Annotated in this window: 13 protein-coding genes and 1 pseudogene; 10 read left to right on the forward strand and 4 right to left on the reverse strand. The window is 63.6% G+C overall.

Annotated elements, in window-relative coordinates; genetic code table 11:
- The first annotated feature begins 62 nt into the window (after nt 1-62).
- Nucleotides 63-1,475: an amino acid permease gene (locus ACIOVD_RS19800; protein ID WP_401129753.1), complete on the forward strand. Its 1,413-nt coding sequence runs from the start codon at nt 63-65 to the stop codon at nt 1,473-1,475.
- Between the two features lie 362 nt (nt 1,476-1,837).
- Here the strand turns inward: ACIOVD_RS19800 and ACIOVD_RS19805 are convergent, their stop codons facing one another.
- The 4 genes and pseudogenes from ACIOVD_RS19805 to ACIOVD_RS19820 form a co-directional block, all read right to left on the reverse strand.
- Nucleotides 1,838-2,089, reverse strand: a complete 252-nt coding sequence (locus tag ACIOVD_RS19805) for a hypothetical protein (RefSeq protein ID WP_401129755.1) — start codon at nt 2,087-2,089, stop codon at nt 1,838-1,840.
- Nucleotides 2,090-2,174: 85 nt separating this feature from the next.
- Nucleotides 2,175-2,672, reverse strand: a pseudogene (locus tag ACIOVD_RS19810) (DUF6708 domain-containing protein); the annotation flags it as partial.
- Nucleotides 2,673-2,720: 48 nt separating this feature from the next.
- On the reverse strand, nt 2,721-3,530 hold the full coding sequence (locus ACIOVD_RS19815; protein ID WP_401129757.1) for a DUF6708 domain-containing protein: 810 nt from the start codon (nt 3,528-3,530) through the stop codon (nt 2,721-2,723).
- Nucleotides 3,531-3,584: 54 nt separating this feature from the next.
- On the reverse strand, nt 3,585-6,827 hold the full coding sequence (locus ACIOVD_RS19820; protein ID WP_401129759.1) for a T6SS effector BTH_I2691 family protein: 3,243 nt from the start codon (nt 6,825-6,827) through the stop codon (nt 3,585-3,587).
- 457 nt (nt 6,828-7,284) lie between these two features.
- Here ACIOVD_RS19820 and ACIOVD_RS19825 point away from each other — a divergent pair, with 457 nt between their 5' ends.
- From ACIOVD_RS19825 to ACIOVD_RS19865, 9 genes are all read left to right on the forward strand, one after another.
- Complete coding sequence (locus ACIOVD_RS19825; protein ID WP_401129761.1) at nt 7,285-8,076, forward strand: enoyl-CoA hydratase/isomerase family protein; 792 nt, start codon at nt 7,285-7,287, stop codon at nt 8,074-8,076.
- A 40-nt stretch (nt 8,077-8,116) separates the two neighbouring features.
- Nucleotides 8,117-9,277 (forward strand): acyl-CoA dehydrogenase family protein, encoded by a 1,161-nt coding sequence (locus ACIOVD_RS19830; RefSeq protein WP_095170261.1) that lies wholly within the window; start codon nt 8,117-8,119, stop codon nt 9,275-9,277.
- A 19-nt stretch (nt 9,278-9,296) separates the two neighbouring features.
- On the forward strand, nt 9,297-11,396 hold the full coding sequence (locus tag ACIOVD_RS19835; protein WP_401129764.1) for an acetate--CoA ligase family protein: 2,100 nt from the start codon (nt 9,297-9,299) through the stop codon (nt 11,394-11,396).
- 10 nt (nt 11,397-11,406) lie between these two features.
- Nucleotides 11,407-13,014, forward strand: coding sequence for a 5-guanidino-2-oxopentanoate decarboxylase (locus tag ACIOVD_RS19840; RefSeq protein WP_095170263.1), 1,608 nt, complete (start codon nt 11,407-11,409; stop codon nt 13,012-13,014).
- Nucleotides 13,015-13,044: 30 nt separating this feature from the next.
- Nucleotides 13,045-14,235: a pyridoxal phosphate-dependent aminotransferase gene (locus ACIOVD_RS19845; RefSeq protein WP_401129766.1), complete on the forward strand. Its 1,191-nt coding sequence runs from the start codon at nt 13,045-13,047 to the stop codon at nt 14,233-14,235.
- Nucleotides 14,228-15,643: an aldehyde dehydrogenase family protein gene (locus ACIOVD_RS19850; RefSeq protein ID WP_401129768.1), complete on the forward strand. Its 1,416-nt coding sequence runs from the start codon at nt 14,228-14,230 to the stop codon at nt 15,641-15,643. The genes ACIOVD_RS19845 and ACIOVD_RS19850 overlap by 8 nt, the downstream gene beginning before the upstream one ends.
- A 106-nt stretch (nt 15,644-15,749) precedes the next feature.
- Nucleotides 15,750-17,351 (forward strand): ABC transporter substrate-binding protein, encoded by a 1,602-nt coding sequence (locus ACIOVD_RS19855; RefSeq protein ID WP_401129770.1) that lies wholly within the window; start codon nt 15,750-15,752, stop codon nt 17,349-17,351.
- Nucleotides 17,352-17,542: 191 nt separating this feature from the next.
- Nucleotides 17,543-18,502, forward strand: a complete 960-nt coding sequence (locus tag ACIOVD_RS19860; RefSeq protein WP_401129772.1) for an ABC transporter permease — start codon at nt 17,543-17,545, stop codon at nt 18,500-18,502.
- A gap of 3 nt (nt 18,503-18,505) precedes the next feature.
- Nucleotides 18,506-19,345 (forward strand): ABC transporter permease, encoded by an 840-nt coding sequence (locus ACIOVD_RS19865; protein ID WP_401129774.1) that lies wholly within the window; start codon nt 18,506-18,508, stop codon nt 19,343-19,345.

Genomic DNA, 19,345 nt, shown 5'->3' on the forward strand with positions numbered 1-19,345 from the left:
GATAATAATAATGAATGGCCGTAAAGCTGATCCCGTCCACCTCACTCGCCTGGGGTGCTGACATGACGCAAACCACTGAACGTACAGGCATCCACCTGACCCGCGCCCTTAAAAGCCGGCACATTTTCATGTTGTCGCTGGGCGGCGTGATCGGCACCGGGCTGTTCATGGGCTCCGGCGTGACCATCAATCAGGGCGGTCCGGTGGGCGCGATCCTGGCGTACCTGGTAGCAGGTTTCCTGATGTACCTGGTGATGGTCTGCCTGGGCGAATTGTCGGTGCAGATGCCGGTGTCGGGGTCGTTCCAGACCCACGCCACCAAGTTCATCGGCTCGGCCACCGGCTTCATGATCGGCTGGGTGTACTGGATGAGCTGGGCCACCACCGTAGGCCTGGAATTTACTGCCGCCGGCATGCTGATGGTGCGCTGGTTCCCTGAAGTACCGATCTGGTACTGGTCGGCCCTGTTCGTGGTGGTGCTGTTCGGCCTCAACGCCCTGGCCACCCGAGCCTTCGGCGAAGCCGAGTACTGGTTCTCGGGGATCAAGGTCGCGGCGATCCTGGGCTTTATCGTGGTCGGCGTGCTGGTGATCTTCGGCGCGATCCCGCTGAGCAGCGGTGCACCGGCACCGGGCATGAGCAACCTGATCGGCGATTCAGTGTTTCCCAACGGCCTGTCAGCGGTGTTCGCCGTGATGATGACCGTGGTCTACGCCTTCCAGGGCTGCGAAATCATGGGGGTGGCAGCGGGTGAGACCGACCAGCCGGAAAAGAGCATTCCGCGGGCCGTGCGCAACGTGGTGTTCCGCGTGCTGATTTTCTACGTGCTGGCGATCATTGTGCTGTCCGCCATCGTTCCGTGGCAGCAGGCGGGCCTGATGGAGAGCCCGTTCGTGCAGGTGTTCGACATGGTCGGCATCCCCTACGCCGCGGACCTGATGAACTTCGTGATCCTCACCGCGATCCTCTCGGTGGGCAACTCCGGCCTCTACGCCTCGACCCGGATCCTCTGGGCCATGTCCAAGACCGGCATGGCACCGAAAAGCCTGTCGCCCCTGAGCAAACGCGGCGTGCCACTGCGCGCCCTGAGCATCACCTTGTGTTTTGCCCTGGTGTCGCTGATGACCAGCTTCGTCGCCGCCGACACCCTGTTCATGGTGCTGATGGCCGTCAGCGGGATGTCCGGTACCGTGACCTGGATCGTCATCGCCCTGGCCCAATACAAATTCCGCAAGGCCTACCTGCGTGATGGCGGCAAGCTCGAAGACCTGAAATACCGCGCCCCGTGGTTCCCGGTGCTGCCGCTGGTGTGCATCGCCCTGTGCTGCTCGTTGTTCGTGTTCCTGGCCCTGGACCCAACCCAACGCCCATCGCTGTACTGGGGCTTCGGCTTCATTGCCCTGTGCTACGGCGCCTACTTCCTGATCCACCGCAAACGCCAGGGCGTCCTGGCCCCGCAACTGCCTACCACATAACCCCCCACCCACAGGTCCCTGCATACACCAGACCCTGTGGGAGCGAGCTTGCTCGCGATGGTCGCCAACGATGACGCACACTGCCTGATGCACCACGTCGTCCTTGCAACCATCGCTGGCAAGCCAGCTCCCACAGGTCCCTGCATACACCAGACCCTGTGGGAGCGAGCTTGCTCGCGATGGTCGTCAACGATGACGCACACTGCCTGATGCACCACGCCGTCCTTGCGATCATCGCTGGCAGGCCGCAAGCAGACGCTCGCTCCGTCAATGTCCGGGTCACCACCGTCCATCAACATGCCACAAGACTTACCAGCCAAACTCGGCCAAGAAAATACGTGCGTCCTGATATTACCCACTCCCTACTTGCAACCCAGGCTCCCCAGCCTTGGGCATGGCGCTGTCCGCGACTCCAGGTCCATCTCCGCCGGCCAGACGACTTTGGGCGCGAGACGCCGAGCCAGGTTGAAGCTCACGTCTTCGTTGTTCCAATCGCGGGGCATGTAGGGGAAGGTGGGCAGGGCATGGGGGCCCTGCTGCATGAAGAGTTGAGCCATGGCCCAATACATCTCGCCGCGCTGGATTTCGTGGGCGAACAGAAAGCGATCGATCACCTCGTGTGTACCGGGTTTTGAGCACGGCCAGCGTGACGGTTTCGATAAAACCACCGGTGCCCATGGGGCCGTAGATGCTGCAGGCTTCGGCATGCAGGTCGTCCCAGTCATAGGCCACCGGGCGCACGCCCCAGGCAGTGCGGCTGAAGGGTTTGGCGCCGTCATGGAAGAAGCGATAGACATAGACTTTGCGACGCAGGCGGTTGAAGCGGATGGGCTCATCACGTGGGGCTTCGGTATCCATTCGCCATATATATATTGCAGCCCAGATGCAGATACCTATCGAGGCTAATCCTACGGCACTCATCCCCAGAGGGATGAGGGAAGGGGAAGTAATCGCGATCATAGCCAGGAAGAATGCACAAACAGCTACCAAGGCAATGATGAAAACAGAGCACCAAACACCAAGGCCCCGCATTCGGTATGTGGCGCGCGCTAGTTCCAAATAAATGTCGTCTACATAGTTGGGCGGATTGGGAAGGACTGGTGGATACGGCGTCGAAGTGGGTAGTTGGTTGGGGCCCGGAAGGTCATGCTTCCAGCCTTCAGCCGGCTTGTTGAGTAGTGGAGCGGTATATGCCATTGCCTGGTTCCAGTAAGAGATTAAAACGGCTGCCACCTTGGATCTGATTCAGGCTGGGGGCGCCGTCCGTGACTCCAGATCCATCTCCGCCGGCCAGACGACTTTGGGCGCGAGACGCCGAGCAAGGTTGAAGCTCACGTCTTCGTTGTTCCAATCGCGGGGCACGTAGGGGAAGGTGGGCAGGGCATGCGGCCCTTGCTGCATGAAGAGTTGAGCCATGGCCCAATACATCTCGCCTCGCAGGATTCCGTGGGCGAACACAAAGCGATCGAGCACCTCGTGTGTACCGGGTTTGAGCACGGCCAGCGTGACGGTTTCGATAAAACCGCCGGTACCCATGGGACCGTAGATGCTGCAGGCTTCGGCATGCAGGTCGTCCCAGTCATAGACTACCGGGCGCACCCCCCAGTCCGTGCGGCTGAAGGGTTTTGCGCCGTTATGGAAGAAGCGATAGACATAGACTTTGCGCCGCAGGCGATTGAAGCGAATGGGTTCATCGCGGGGGGCTTCGGTATCCATTCGCCAGTAATAAATCGCTCCCCATATGCCCGTAGACGTCGCTAGTAGGCCGAAGATATGAAATACAAAGGACGGTACCTCTCCTACTTTTAGCGTCAGAAAGATCCAAGCAATGGGTGGAATCATAGAAAACAGAAAAAAATAGATTGCTCCCCATGCGGATACGCCACGCATCCGAAACGTTGACCGCGCCAACTCCATATAGATGTCGTCTACGTAATTGGGCGAATTGGGAAGGACTGGTGGGTACGGCGTCATTGTTGGTAGTTGATTGGGGCCTGGAAGGTCATGCTTCCAGCCCTCCGCCGGCTTGTTGAGTAAAGGGGCTGTATAAGCCATTGCAATGCTCCAGTCTGGGTGGTCAATACGTTTTGCTGCACGGCCTTCTGCACTTCATAGAAAATCCATCGTGATCAGTTCTGCATAAGCATCCTGTACATCCCGGTCTGGCCAGTAGGTCAATGACAAGGTCGCGCCCTCGATGTTGTAGTGGCGAGACTCCAGCAGTAGGACAATTGCGCCCTGGATGTCCTTCACTTGCATGGGGCTGCCATCAGTCGAGCGCACGGTGCGCAAGTTGACGCGGGGAGTGATGCTGTTTTCCTTGTAGTCAGGCTGTCTTGGTCGGGTTGATGCCTTCAGTGCTGCGCGGCGCTCGCTGGCGGAGGTAAGGATGGGTGGGGGATTCAGCTCGCCTTCCACGATCACTTCACCGCCTATCGACTGGTTGCCAGTTTCGTCACCGCGGCGATGGATCGTCACCGCCCAGCGGTAGGCAGAGCGGGTCGCGTCGAAGTACGGCAGGGATATCCGATACTCCAGACATTGCTCGTAGACCGGGGCACTGAGGCCCGGGATGAGGCCGCCATCGTCAGGTGAACTGAGTCCGGTCAAACGCAGTCGGAAATGGATACCGGCTTCAAGGCCCAGGGTAATGGCATTGAGTTCGGCAATCGCGATGTGGGCTTGATCAGGTCTGATCCAATGAACCTTGGGGGTTTCGTTGGCGTTTCCGAAGTAACAGCGTTTTGCCCATTGCTCGAAGGGAGTCGATTCTTTGCTCTGGGCCAGTTTGTACATTGCATATCCTGCCAGACCGAGGATTACTCCAAGCCCCATTGGACCGAGCAAAGCAGTTTTTCCGGAGGCTGCGGCCACCACGCTAAATCCCGCTCCAAAGGCTAAAGGCACCATGGAAAGTGTATACAAGCCCGCAGCAGAGCTATCCCCGGCGCTTAATGTTCGATATGTGGCCACCCCAGCCTGCATTACCTCAAAAATCCCCGCAGCAGCCCCTATGACAGCCCCCGCCCTCGCGAGTACATCCCCAGCATCCGCAGTTCTCTTGATAGCCGCCACTCCCCGCACAGACAACCCACCATTCACCAACACCCGACTCCCCCCTTTCGCCAGCGCCGACCCCACCAACTCCACCCCACCCCCCAACACCCCCAGACTGCTGCCGTACAACGCCAACCGCGCTTCCAGGGCCTTATCCCCGACAACTCGCTCCGCTTCCTGGAGGTTCTTGTGCAAGGCGTCGTTGAGCAAATACATCCCACCGAGCGCCAGCAGCATGTTGCCGTCAGCGGCGCCGCGCAGGCCGCTGAAGCCGGTGCGTACCCAGTGGGTCGCCTGTTTTGATGAGACTTTGAGCCCCTGCAGCACTTGACGCGCCTGGGGCTCGAGGGTGCCCATGCCGACCCTGACATCGAGCAATGCCGAGTGCGTGCTGTCAGTCAGTTGCGCCATGCCGCGCAGGGTTTCCTGCAGCAAGCCAGCCGCCTTGCCTTCGACCCAGACACTCACGGTGATGGTCAACGCAGCCAGTTTTGGATCTAGCAGCGCCAGGCTGAGTAAACCGCCCTGGATCAGCGGTCGGACTTTGCCGGTGACCTTGCGGTTTTTCGGGTCCCACGTGCCCGTCTCGTCGAGGATGTTGTCCCAACTGCGGGGCATGGCCGCGACGGCGTTGCGCTGCAGGTTGCGCAAATGCTCCGATTGCAGCGCGTAGTACTCGCTGAGTTTCATCTGCACCTGGAGTTCGGTGAGGTGCAGGCGGTTGTGCAGCAGTTGGCTGGCACTGTTGACACGGGAAACCACGCGCCCTACCGCGGGACTGATGATCGGTTGCAGGCGGGCACTGGCGGCATTCAGGGCGCCGAGCAGGTCGGCCATGGATTGTTTCAGGTAGGCGCCAAGCAGGAGCCCGCCCTGGTCGCTGGCGATCAGTTTGCTCAGGGCGCTGTAGAGCCGTTCGCTGTCGTTCCAGGCAAGGCTGGCGTTGTCCTCGAAAGTCGGCAGCAGGTTGGCCAGCAGGGACTGGTCACGTAACAACAGGGCGCGGTAGATCGGGCTCTGTGGATTGCTGAGCCACGCCCGCCAGAGCTGGGCGCTGGGACCGTGCTCGTCGCCGTTGGCAGCCGGTGCTTCGCTGATGCCACCGCGCAAGCACAGCGCCATGGTGGTGGCGTAGGCCCGGCCGGAGGCGCCGACAGCACCGTCGTAGTCATGCTGTTCGATGCAGTTGAAGCGTGGCGTGCGGCACGCTGCGGCATAGGCCTCGGCGGCTTGATCAATCAACTGCTGGTAACGTTGCAGCCGTTTATCGTAGCCCTGCTGAAACCGTGCGCGCGCGGCTTCGTCGTAGCGCTGCTCGAGGTCCTGATCGGACTCGACGGCCGCGTGGTCGATGATACGCTGGCGTTCAACTCCAGGGTCGACAAACACCGGGGGGCCGTCACCGCTGAAGGGTTCGAAGGATGGGGTGTGCGCCTGTGCCCGGTCACGGTGCTGGGCGCGGATGGCCAAGAGAATCTGCGAGGTTTGGTGCTGGTAGGCCCGTAGCGGATCTTCCAGCCATTGCTGGCGGGCGTGAATCCAGGCGGTGCGCTGGGCGTTGTATTCCTGGACCAGGCCGACGGTGTCATCGAGGACGAAGGCCAGCACCCCCTGCTGCAATTCATGACGCGCGGTGTTGTTACGCAGGAAACCTCTTAATGCCTGACAGCGCAGGGCGCGCGGGTAGACACCGTGCACGCTGGGGAATTGGCCCGCCTGCAGCGACTGGTACTCCAGGACCCGCTCATTCACTTGCAGCGACTCCGCGGTCATGGCCAGGCTCAGGCTGGCCGGGTTATCCCGTGCCTGGGCGAGGTCCAGCGCCTGGAAACGGTGCGAGGCATGTCCGGCCTTATAGGCATCCAGCACACTGACCGGCCAGGGATCACTGGCAAACGCCAACCAGGCTACGCGGTGCTCATGGGTGTCGATGTTGAGGAACGAGGCCGGGGCATCGTGATCGGCCGAGACACATTCCGAGGCGAGCAAGGACTCGTTGCTAGCCGGCGGCGTATAGGGATTGAACTGCCGAAGATAGCCGTCAGGTGTGACCTGGTAGGCCTGCCAGATCGAGCGGTCGAGCAACACATACAGGTAACCCGCGCGCAAGGTGCGCCAGCCCAATCGGGTCTGGACCTGGCCATTCTCGGCGAGGAACGGATCGACCGCGTAGTCCGGGACCAAAGCCTGGCGCAAGGGCAGGATCGGTAAGCCCTGGCGCTCGCAGGCCCGGCACTGGTCGGTGAACAAACCGGTTTCCGAGACGACGATGGCCAGTTGTTCGCCGAGGGTCATTGGGCTCGCCCCCGAACGCCAGCATTAACGGTGGCCGCCTCATAGGCCGCACAGGGAGCGAAGACGCAGGTCCGTTGTGACATGAGCTTTCCTTGTCTGAAGTGCCGAGCACCCTATGCAAGGAGTGGGGGAGGGATAAATCAGCTGTTTCGGTGTTGGGTGTAGGACGCTTCGGGTTTTGATTTTGAAGGCAGGCCCTCACCTCAGAACGCCAGGACCAGGATTACGGCATTGCTATACCCATATCCCGCGTCCTGTCATCAGTTGTGCAAAGTTGTAACAGCGCGATCTCCAGCTAACCGCCACCAACAAACAAACCCTTTAAATACAACAAGATATAAACGATCAACCGCTGTTACAGCAGATTTCCCCAACGATTGCCGCCTTGTTGAACACTCGTTTAGTATGGCCTCAAGTCGCAGCACCTCAGGCCAAACACAATAATTCGAGGATTCCCATGACTACTGATTCTGCCGTGCTCAGCCAGGTTGAAGCCGGCGTTGCCTGGATCACCCTCAATCGCACCGCCCAGCGCAACGCGCTCGACATTCCGACCCTGAAATACCTGCACGCTTTGCTCGATGGCTACAACGCCGACCCGCAGGTGCGGGTGGTGGTGGTGACCGGCAGTGGCCGCAGTTTCTGCGCCGGTGCCGACCTTGATGAATGGGCGGCCGCCGAGGCGCGGGGAGCCCTGGAAAGCTACGGCTGGACCGAAACCGCCCATGCCCTGATGAACCGCCTGCACAGCCTGGAAAAACCCACCATTGCCGCCATCAACGGCACCGCCGTGGGCGCCGGGATGGACCTGACCCTGTGCTGCGACCTGCGCATCGCCGGGCAATCGGCGCGCTTCAAGGCCGGCTACACCAGCATGGCTTACTCGCCCGATGCCGGTGCCAGCTGGCACTTGCCGCGCCTGATTGGCAGTGAGCAGGCCAAGCGCCTGTTGTTCCTCGACGAGCTGTGGGGCAGCGAACGGGCCTTGGCCGCGGGGCTGGTGGGCGAAGTCTGCGCCGACGAGCAGTTGCGCAGCGTCACCGCGCAACTGGCGACGCGCCTGGCCAATGGGCCGACCTTTGCCTTCGCCCAGGCCAAGCAGCTCATGCGTGAAGGCGCTGACCGTTGCCTGGCGCAACAACTCCAGGCCGAACTGGCCGCTGGCCTGCTGTGCGGGCGCAGTGAAGACGCCAGCGAAGCCCTGCGCGCCGTCGCCGAGAAACGCCCGGCGCGGTTTATCGGACGCTAACGCCCCCACCTCATTCAGCACACGAACAACAGGTAGCAGCATGAATTTCCAACTGACCCAAGAACAAGAAATGTTGGTGGACGCCGTACGCAGCTTTGTCACCAAGGAACTGCTGCCCTATGAAGAGGCGGTGGACCGCGCCGACGAAGTATCGCCCGAGCTGGCGGCGCAGATTCGCGGCAAGGCGATCGCCGCCGGCTTCTATGCGTTCAACATGCCGGAAGAGGTGGGCGGTGGCGGCCTGGACTACCTGTCCCAGGCGCTGATCGAGCGGGAGCTGTCCAAGGTCTCCTGGGCGCTGCACGTGTTCGTCGCACGTCCCTCGAAGATCCTCATGGCGTGCACCGGCCAGCAGATCAACGACTATCTGTTGCCGTGCATCCAGGGCGAAAAAATCGACTGCTTCGCCCTCACCGAACCGGGTGCCGGCTCCGATGCCAACTCGATCAAGACCCGCGCGGTACGGGACGGCGACGACTTCGTGCTGAACGGCAGCAAGCACTTCATCAGCCACGCCGGACACGCCGACTTCGCCATCGTGTTTGCCGTGACCGACACCTACGAGCATAACGGCCGTACGCGCAACGCCGTGACTTCGTTCCTGGTCGACCGCAATACCCCGGGCATGACCATCCGCCGCGGCCCGAAATGCGTGAGCAACCGCGGCTACCACACCTACGAAATGTTCTTCGACGACTGCCGCGTGCCAGCCTCCAAGGTGCTGGGTGAAGTCGGCAAGGGCTGGGACGTGGCCAATGCCTGGCTGACCGCCGGGCGGGTGATGGTTGCCGCCAACTGTGTCGGCCAGGCGCAGCGGGCGCTGGACGTCTCGCTGCAATGGGCCGCAGACCGCAAGCAGTTTGGCCAGCCGATCGGCACCTACCAGGGTATCTCGTTCAAGTTGGCGGACATGGCCACGCAGATCCGTGCGGCCGAGTTGTTGACCCTGCACACCGCCTGGAAGATGGACCAGGGCAGCATGACCGATGGCGAAGCCGGCATGGCCAAGCTGTTCGCCAGCGAAACCCTGGGCAAGGTCGCCGACGAGGCGGTGCAGATCTTCGGTGGCATGGGCTTGATGGATGAGTGTGTGGTCGAGCGCATCTGGCGCAACGCACGGATCGAGCGGGTCTGGGAAGGCACCTCGGAAATCCAGCGGCACATCATTTCCCGCGAGCTGCTGCGGCCGCTGCTGCGCTGATCGGTCCCGGAGAACCCCCATGCCCCTGACGATTCGAGACAACCTCAAGCGCCTGCTCGCCCCACGCCACGTCGCGTTTGTCGGCGGGCGCAGCATGGCCCGCGCCCTCAAGCGCTGCGCCGAAGGCGGATATGCCGGCCAGATGTGGCTGGTCAACCCGCAACACGACGAACTGGAAGGCGTGCCGTGCGTCCGCCAGGTCAGCGATCTGCCCTGCGGGCCGGACGCGGTGTTCATTGCCACCAACCGTGAACTGACCCTGACCTGCGTCCGCGAACTGGCCGCCAAGGGCGCGGGCGGGGCGATCTGCTACGCCTCCGGTTTTGCCGAGACCGGCGCCGAGGGCCAGGCCCTGCAACAGCAACTGCTCGAGGCTGCCGGTGATATGGCCTTGCTCGGCCCCAACTGCTACGGCTTGCTCGACTACCTGCACAGCTGCGCGCTGTGGCCGGTGGCCCATGGCGGCAAGGCGGTGGAGCGGGGCGTGGCCGTGCTGACCCAGAGTGGCAATTTCGCCTACAACCTGTCGATGAGCGACCGCTCGCTGCCGGTGGCCTACATGGCGTCGGTGGGCAACCAGGCGCAACTGGGCGTGGCGGAGTTGATGGACGTGTTGCTCGACGAACCGCGAGTCACCGCCATCGGCCTGCACCTGGAAGGTCTGAAGAACGTCCCGGCCTTTGCCCGTGCCGCGCACAAGGCGCTGGAGCAGGGCATCCCGGTGATCGTCCTGAAAACCGGGGTGTCGCAGATCGGCGCCGAATTGGCGCTCAGTCACACCAGCTCGCTGTCCGGTTCCGATGCCCTGTACGACGCGCTGTTTGCGCGCCTGGGGGTGATTCGGGTGAGTGGCCCGGTGAGCTTCGTCGAGACCCTGAAGGCGGCGGCCTGCGGTCGCTTGCCAACGGGCAACAGCCTGATTGCGCTGGCCTGTTCCGGCGGCGATGCCGGGCTGATTGCCGACTACGCCGAACGTAACGACCTGCGCCTGCCCAAACTCGACGCGGGGCAAACCGCCGAGCTGGCGCAGGTCCTGCCCAGCTACGCCAACCTGGTCAATCCGCTGGACTTCACCACCGCCATCTGGGGCAATGGCGAGGCCCTCAACCGGATGCTCGACAGCGCGCTGCGCACCGAAGCCGACGCGGCCATGCTGGTGCTCGATTACCCCGCCCAGTTCACCGGCGAGCGCAAGGAGTGCGACCTGTTGCTGGAGCTGTACTGCCAGGCATTGGTGCGCCACGGCAAGACTGGCTTTGTCACCTCGGCTTTCCCCGAGCTGCTGCCGGCCCATGCCCGCGAGCGCTTGCATGCCCAGGGCGTAGCTGCTTTGCAAGGAGTGGAAGACGGCCTGGCCGCCTGGGGCCGGATCGCCGGTTACCAGGCTAACCGCCAGGCGTTGCTGGCCCTGGGTGAATCGGCGTTGCTGCCGCTCTGTCCGCAGCCGCTGGCGGGGACGGGCCGGCTGCTCAATGAATGGGACTCCAAGCAGGCGCTGCGGGCCTTTGGCCTGCCGGTACCGAATGGCGTGCGCAGTAGCGTTGCGCAGGCCCTCGAGGATGCCCAACGCCTGGGTTACCCCTTGGTGCTCAAGGCGCTCAGCGCCGAGTTGCCGCACAAGACCGAGGCCGGGGCCGTGGCGCTCAACCTCAAGGACGCCGCCGCCTTGACTGCCGCCCTGAGCAACATGGCGACCAGCATTGGCGCCTACGCCCCTGGCGTGGTCTTCGATCAGGTGCTGCTGGAACCCATGGCCAGCGCGCCGCTGGCGGAGTTGATTGTCGGCATCAAGCGCGAAAACGACTTTTGCCTGGCGCTGGTGATCGGTGCCGGTGGGGTCCTGGTGGAATTGCTCAAGGACAGTCGCAGCCTGCTGCTACCGACCACCGAGGGGGCGATTCGCAATGCCCTGCTGAGTTTGCGCAGTGCAGCCTTGCTCCAGGGCTTTCGTGGCCGTGCGCCGGCGGACCTCGAGGCACTGGTGGCCGCGATCCGCGCGGTGGCCGACTACGCCTGCGAAAACGCCGGTCAGTTGCTGGAACTCGATGTAAACCCATTGTTGGTCGGTGCCCACGGCACGACCGCGGTCGATGCGTTGATTCGCCTCGGCCATGCGTGAGGATAAACACATGCACACCACACCATTGACCGGTGGCCAGGCCCTGGTTCGCCTGCTGGCCAACTACGGGGTCGACACCGTGTTCGGCATTCCCGGGGTACACACCCTGGAACTCTATCGCGGCTTGCCCGGCAGCGGCATCCGCCACGTCCTGACCCGGCATGAGCAAGGCGCCAGCTTCATGGCCGACGGCTACGCGCGGGTCAGCGGCAAACCGGGAGTCTGCTTCATCATCACCGGCCCCGGGGTAACCAATGCCGCCACCGGTATCGGCCAGGCCTATGCCGACTCGATCCCGATGCTGGTGATCTCCAGCGTCAACCACACCGCCAGCCTCGGCAAGGGCTGGGGCTGCCTGCACGAAACCCAGGACCAGCGCGCCATGACGGCGCCGATCACCGCGTTCTCGGCCGTAGCCTTGAGCACTGACGACCTGCCGCAATTGATTGCCCGCGCCTACGCGGTGTTCGACAGCGAGCGGCCGCGCCCGGTGCACATTTCCGTGCCGCTGGACGTCTTGTCGGCACCGGTGTCGCGCGACTGGAGCCAGGACGTGGTGGTGCGGCCCGGACGTGGCGCCGCGTGCGCCAGCGCCCTGGACCAGGCAGTGAGCAAATTGAACGCTGCCAAACGGCCGATGATCATCGCCGGAGGCGGCGCCCTGGACGCAAGCGCGCAACTGCAGCAACTCAGCACCAGGCTGGCCGCGCCGCTGTTCACCAGTGTCGCCGGCAAGGGTCTGTTGCCGCCGCAGGCAGCACTCAACGCCGGCTCGTCGTTGTGCGTGGAGCCGGGCTGGCAGTTGATCGCCGAGGCGGACGTGGTGCTGGCAGTAGGCACGGAAATGGCCGACACAGACTTCTGGCGCGAGCGCTTGCCGTTGAATGCCGAGCTGCTGCGAGTCGATATCGACCCCCGCAAGTTCAACGACTTCTACCCCTGTGCCGTGGCTTTGCACGGCGATGCCCGGCAAACCCTGGACGGCTTGCTCGAACGCCTGCCGTCCGGCCCGCGCGACGCCAGCGCGGCGATTGCCGCCGTCGCCGCCTTGCGCGAAGCGGTGCAGGCCGGTCACGGCCCATTGCAGTCGATCCACCAGGCGATTTTGCAGCGCATTGGCGCCGAACTGCCGGACAACGCCTTTATCAGCACCGACATGACCCAACTGGCCTACACCGGCAACTACGCCTTCGCCAGTCTGGCCCCGCGCAGTTGGTTGCACCCCACAGGCTACGGCACCCTGGGGTATGGCTTGCCCGCCGGGATCGGCGCCAAGTTCGGCGCACCGCAGCGTCCGGGCCTGGTGCTGGTGGGCGACGGTGGATTCCTCTACACCGCCCAGGAACTGGCGACCGCCGTCGAGGAACTGGACAGCCCGCTGGTGGTGCTGCTGTGGAACAACGACGCCCTGGGCCAGATCCGCGACGACATGCTGAGCCTGGACATCGAGCCGATCGGCGTGCTGCCGCGCAATCCGGACTTTGCCGCCCTCGGCCGAGCATTCGGCTGCACCGTCAGCCAGCCGCAGAGCCTGGCCGAGTTGCAGACCGATTTGCGCCACGGCTTCAAACGCAACGGCGTCACCCTGATCGAGCTCAAGCATGCCTGCGCTCATTGACTTGATGGTTTGTTTGACGGAGGCAGGACCATGCGTTTTTCCGATCTGACCCAACGTATCGCCGGCGACGGCGCCGCCGCCTGGGATATTCACTACCGTGCACTGGCCTTGCGCGAGCAAGGTGCAGACATTCTGCTGCTGTCGGTGGGCGACCCGGATTTCGACACCCCGGAACCCATCGTCCAGGCCGCCATCGACAGCCTGCTGGCGGGCAACACCCACTACGCCGACGTGCGCGGCAAACGCACTCTGCGTGACGCCATCGCCCGTCGGCACCAGGCGCGCAGTGGCCAGGCAGTCACCACTGAACAGGTGATCGTCCTGGCTGGCGCCCAATGTGCGCTGTTCAGCGTGGCCCAGTGTGTGCTCAACCCGGGCGATGAAGTACTGGTCGCCGAGCCCATGTACGTCACCTACGAAGCCGTATTCGGTGCCTGCGGCGCGGTGGTGATCCCGGTGCCGGTGCGTTCCGAGAATGGCTTTCGGGTGATGCCCGAAGACGTCGCCGCGCGCATCACCCCGCGCACCCGGGCCTTGGCGCTCAACAGCCCGCACAACCCTTCAGGGGCCAGCCTGCCGAGAAGCACCTGGCAAGCCTTGGCCGAACTGTGCATCGGCCATGACCTGTGGCTGATTTCCGACGAGGTCTACAGCGAGCTGCTGTTTGACGGCGAACACGTGAGTCCGGCCAGTCTGCCGGGCATGGCAGAGCGCACGGCGACCCTCAACAGCCTGTCGAAATCCCACGCCATGACCGGCTGGCGGATCGGCTGGGTGGTGGCGCCACCGGCGCTGGCTGCGCACTTGGAAAACCTTGCGCTGTGCATGCTCTATGGCCTGCCGGATTTCGTCCAGGATGCCGCCGTGGTCGCCCTCGACAACCACTTGCCAGAACTGGCGGCGATGCGCGAGGCCTATCGCCAGCGCCGTGACCTGGTCTGCGCAGTGTTGGCCGATTGTCCCGGGGTGCGGGCGTTGAAACCCGATGGCGGGATGTTCGTGATGCTCGATATCCGCGCCACTGGGCTCAGCGCCCAGGCGTTTGCCGACCGTCTGCTGGATCGCCACGGCGTTTCGGTGCTGGCCGGCGAAGCCTTTGGCCCCAGTGCGGCCGGGCATATCCGCCTGGGCCTGGTGGTCGACAGCGAACAACTGCGCGAGGCCTGCCAGCGCATCGCCCGTTGTGCCCATGAATTGATGGAGGCCCAGGCCCATGCTTGATCACCGTTTGTTGTATATCGATGGCCGCTGGCTGACCCCGTCGGGGCAGGGCGTGGCCGAGGTGATCAACCCGGCCACCGAAGAACTCGCCGGCCGCGTGCCGCTGGGCGATGAGCGTGATGTCGAACTGGCCGTGGCTGCGGCGCGGCGGGCGTTTGGTCCCTGGTCACGTACCGCCTCCAATGTGCGTGCCGGCTACATCCGCGCGCTGGCCGAGCAACTGCGGCTGCGGGCGGACGAGATGGCGGCAGTGATCACCAGCGAACTGGGGATGCCGGTGCAATGGTGCCGCTCGGTACAAGTCGACGGGCCGATCATTGGCCTGGAGCAATACGCGGAGCTGGCGGGCCTGATGGATCAGGTCCGTGAGGTCGGCAACTCCCTGGTGATCCGTGAAGCAGTGGGTGTCTGTGCCTTCATCAATCCGTGGAATTACCCGCTGCATCAACTGCTGGGCAAACTGGCGCCGGCCCTGGCCGCCGGGTGCACGGTGGTGGTCAAGCCGAGCCAGGAAACCCCGCTGCACGCGTTCCTGCTGGCGCAGATGATCGAGGCCATCGGCCTGCCTGCCGGGGTGTTCAACCTGGTCAGCGGGCCGGGTTCGAAAGTCGGCGAGGCCCTGGCCAAGCACCCGGATGTCGACATGCTGTCGTTCACCGGCTCCACTGGCGCCGGAGTGCGCGTGGCCCAGGCTGCCGCACCGTCGGTCAAGCGGGTGTGCCTGGAGCTGGGCGGCAAGTCGCCGCTGCTGATCGCCGAGGACGCCGACCTGGCCGCTGCCGTGCAGTACGGCGTACAGGACGTGATGATCAACTCCGGCCAAACCTGCACCGCCCTGACGCGCATGCTCTTGCCCGCCCGTCGTTACGCCGAGGCGGTGGAACTGGCACGCGAGCAAACCCTTGGCCTGGCCATGGGTGATCCGCTGGATCCACAGAGTTTTCTCGGACCGATGTGCTCGGCGGCGCAACGGCGCACCGTGCAGGACTACATCCGGCTCGGCCAGCAGGAAGGTGCGCGGCTGGTGTGCGGCGGTGACCACGCGTCGGCGTTCGAGCGGGGCTACTACGTCACGCCGACCCTGTTCGCCGATGTCGACAACCGCATGCGCATCGCCCAGGAAGAGATCTTCGGCCCGGTGCTGTGCCTGATCCCCTACATCGATGAAGCGCACGCGTTGCAGATCGCCAATGACTCGCCGTTCGGCCTGTCCAGCGCGGTCTGGGCCGGCAGTGCTGAGCGCGCATTGCACCTGGGCCGGCAACTGCGCGCGGGCCAGTGCTTTATCAATGGCGCGGCGTTCAATTACCAGGCGCCGTTCGGTGGCTATAAACAATCCGGTAATGGCCGGGAGTGGGGGGAAGAGGGGCTCAATGAATTCGTCGAAGTGAAGGCGATCCAGGTGTGACGGTTGACGCCCCACAGGGTGTTTGCACCGGGCCATGGCCCGGTGCCTTGCGTGGAGTTGGACCGGTAATCGATTAACAACGCAGCTTTTGATCAGAGGCCATGCAATGAGCGATAACAACAACAAAATTACTCAAGCGATCCATGCACATAGCTTCCCGCGCCGGGACTTCCTCAAGTACAGCGCGGCTGCGGCCGCCATGGCCGGTGCCTTCTCTATGGGTTTGCCGTTTGGCGCATTTGCCGAGGAGGCGATCCCCAAGCCCGGTGGCGTGCTGCGCCTGGGCCTGGCCGGTGGCAGCACCACCGACTCGCGCGATCCCGGCTCCTGGAGCGACACCTTCACCTTTGTCGGGTTCTCGGCGGTGTACAACACCTTGAGTGAAATCGCCGTCGACGGCAGCGCCATTCCGGAACTGGCGCTGAGCTGGGAGTCGAGCCCGGACGCGCGGGTCTGGACCTTCAAGTTGCGCCCGGGCGTGACCTTCCATAATGGCAAGAGCCTGAACAGCGACGATGTGGTGGCCTCGATCCAGCACCACCTGGGCGAGAAGTCGACATCGGCGGCCAAGACCGTGCTCGGCGATGTCGCCAAAGTCAGCGCCCAGGGCCCGGACAGCGTGGTGTTCGAACTGCACTCGGGCAACGCCGATTTCGCCTATGTGGTTGCCGATTACCACCTGGTGATCATGCCCAGCAAGGACGGTCTGCCGGACTGGCAGTCTGCGGTCGGTACTGGCGGCTATCGACTCAAGGACTTCGAACCGGGCGTGCGCATGACCCTGGAGCGCAGCCCCGACTACTGGAAACCCGGCCGGGCGCACTTCGCCAGCGCCGAACTGATCGCCATTGCCGATGGCGCCGCGCGGGTCAACGCCCTGGTGACCGGCCAGGTGGACGTGATCAACAAAGTCGACCTCAAGACTGTGGCGCTGCTCAAGCGCAACCCCAACCTGGTGATCGAGGAAACCAAGGGCGCCCAGCACTACACCTTTCCCATGTTGACCGACAGCCCGGTGTTCCAGAACAACGACGTGCGCCTGGCAATGAAGCACGCGATCAACCGCGAAACCCTGCTGGCCTCGGTGCTCTATGGCTATGGCCTGGTGGGCAACGACCACCCGATCCAGCCCGGCAGCCGGTTCATCAACAGCGCGCTGGAGCAACGCACCTACGACCCGGACAAGGCGCGTTTCCACCTGAAGAAGGCCGGCATGGATTCGCTCAAGGTGCGCCTGCAAGCGTCCGATGCAGCCTACACCGGGGCCGTGGACGCGTCGGTGCTGTTCAAGGAGCAGGCCCGAGCCGCCGGGATCGACATCGACGTGGTGCGCGAGCCAGCCGACGGTTTTTTCTCCAACGTGTGGATGAAGCAACCCTTCACCACCTCGTTCTGGTACAGCAGCCTGACCGCCGACCGCATGTTCAGCATCGGGTACGCCAAGGGCGCGGCCTGGAACGAAACCCACTGGGATAATCCGCGCTTCAACCAGTTGCTCAATGCCGCCCGGGGCGAGATGAACGAGCCGCTGCGCCGCGAGATGTACAACGAAATGCAGGCGCTGTGCCGCGACGACGGCGGGGCGATCGTGCCGTTGTTCGCCAGCTCCGTGGCGGCCCGTTCCAAGCGAGTCAGCCACGGCGGCCAGACCGCGCCGTATGGCGAGCTGGACGGGCTGCGGGTGATCGAGCGCTGGTGGCAGGCGTAAGAAATTCTCGAAGCGATGAAAATCCCTGTGGGAGCGAGCGCCCGCTTGCGGCTTGCTCGCGACAGCAATTGGTCAGGCAACATTGATGTTGAATGTACTGCCGCCATCGCGAGCAAGCCGCAAGCGGGCGCTCGCTCCCACAGTAGAAAATCGCAATCTTCAAAGGCGTGCCCAATTCAAGGAACCGCACGATGAGAAGTATTTTCAAGCTGTTGGGTCAGCGCCTGGCGCTGGGCCTGCTGTCCCTGTTCGCCGTATCGGTGATCATCTTCCTCGCCGTCGGCATGCTCCCCGGTGACATCGCCGAGGCCATGCTCGGCCAGTCAGCGACCCCGGAAACCGTGGCGGCCTACCGCGCGCAATTGGGCCTGGACCTGCCGCCATTGACCCGCTTCGGCCACTGGATCTGGCAGTTGCTGCAGGGCAACCTGGGGGTTTCGCTGGCCAACCAGCGGCCGATCGCCGAGCTGGTCGGCAGCCGCCTGGGCAACACCTTCAGCCTGGCGCTGCTGGCGGCGCTGGTCTCGGTGCCGCTGGCCTTGTTGCTGGGCATGCTCGCGGCGTTGTATCGCAACAGTTGGTTCGACCGTTTGCTCAACACCTCGGCCTTGAGTGCGGTGTCGTTTCCCGAGTTCTTCGTGGCCTACCTGCTGATCCTGGTGTTCGCAGTCAAACTCAACTGGTTCCCGAGTATTTCCAACCTGGCTCCAGACGCCTCGCTGGGCACCATCCTCGAGCGCTCGGTGCTGCCGGTGGCGACCCTGAGCCTGGTGGTGATCGCGCAGATGATGCGCATGACCCGCGCCTCGCTGATCAATCTGCTGGCCAGTCCCTACATCGAAATGGCCCGGCTCAAGGGCATCAGCCCGTCGCGGATCATCTTTCGCCACGCCCTGCCCAACGCGCTGGCGCCGATCGTCAACGTGGTGGCGCTGAACCTGGCCTACCTGGTGGTGGGGGTAGTCGTGGTCGAGGTGGTGTTTGTCTATCCCGGTCTTGGCCAGTTGCTGGTGGACTCGGTGGCCAAGCGCGACATTCCGGTGGTGCAGGCCTGCAGCCTGATCTTCGCGGCCACCTACATCCTGCTCAATACCAGCGCCGACGTGCTGTCGATTGCCAGTAACCCACGCCTGATGCATCCGAAGGGGTAGACCATGAGCCTGCTTAAACAATTGCTCCGGGCACCGTTCCGGGCGCCGCTTAGCGCCCAGTTCGGCCTGCTGGTGATCGTGCTGTATGTCCTGGTGGCGCTGTTCGCCCCGCTGTTGGCGCCGTTCGGTGAAACCCAGGTGGTGGGCGAGGGCTTCGCGCCCTGGGGCGGCGAGTTCCTGCTGGGCACCGATAACCTGGGCCGCGACATGTTCAGCCGCCTGGTCTACGGTGCCCGCAATACCCTGGGGATTGCCTTCCTGACTACGCTGCTGGCGTTCCTGCTCGGCGGCTTGAGCGGGTTGGTGGCGGCGATCAAGGGCGGCTGGGTTGACCAGGGCCTGTCGCGGGTGGTGGACATCCTGATGGCCATCCCGCAACTGATCTTTGCCTTGCTGATCCTCAGCGTGGTGGGCACCACGGCCACCTCGCTGGTGCTGGTGATCGCGCTGCTGGATGCAACCCGGGTATTTCGCTTGTCCCGCGCGGTGGCGATGAACGTGGTGGTCCAGGACTTCGTCGAGGCCGCGCGGCTGCGGGGTGAAGGCCTGTGGTGGCTGGTGACCCGCGAGGTGCTGCCCAATGCCGCGGCGCCGCTGATTGCCGAGTTCGGCCTGAGGTTCTGCTTTGTGTTCCTGTTCATCAGCGCGCTGTCGTTCCTCGGCCTGGGGATTCAACCGCCCACGGCCGACTGGGGCAGCATGGTGCGCGACAACGCGGTGCTGATCACCTTCGGTGACATCAGCCCCTTGCTGCCGGCCCTGGCCGTGGCGTTGATCACGGTGAGCGTCAACTTCGTCGTCGACTGGATGCTGCACAAATCCAGCGGTCTCAAGGAATGCTGA

This window comes from Pseudomonas sp. NPDC087626 (genome assembly GCF_044743405.1).
Taxonomy (GTDB): domain Bacteria; phylum Pseudomonadota; class Gammaproteobacteria; order Pseudomonadales; family Pseudomonadaceae; genus Aquipseudomonas.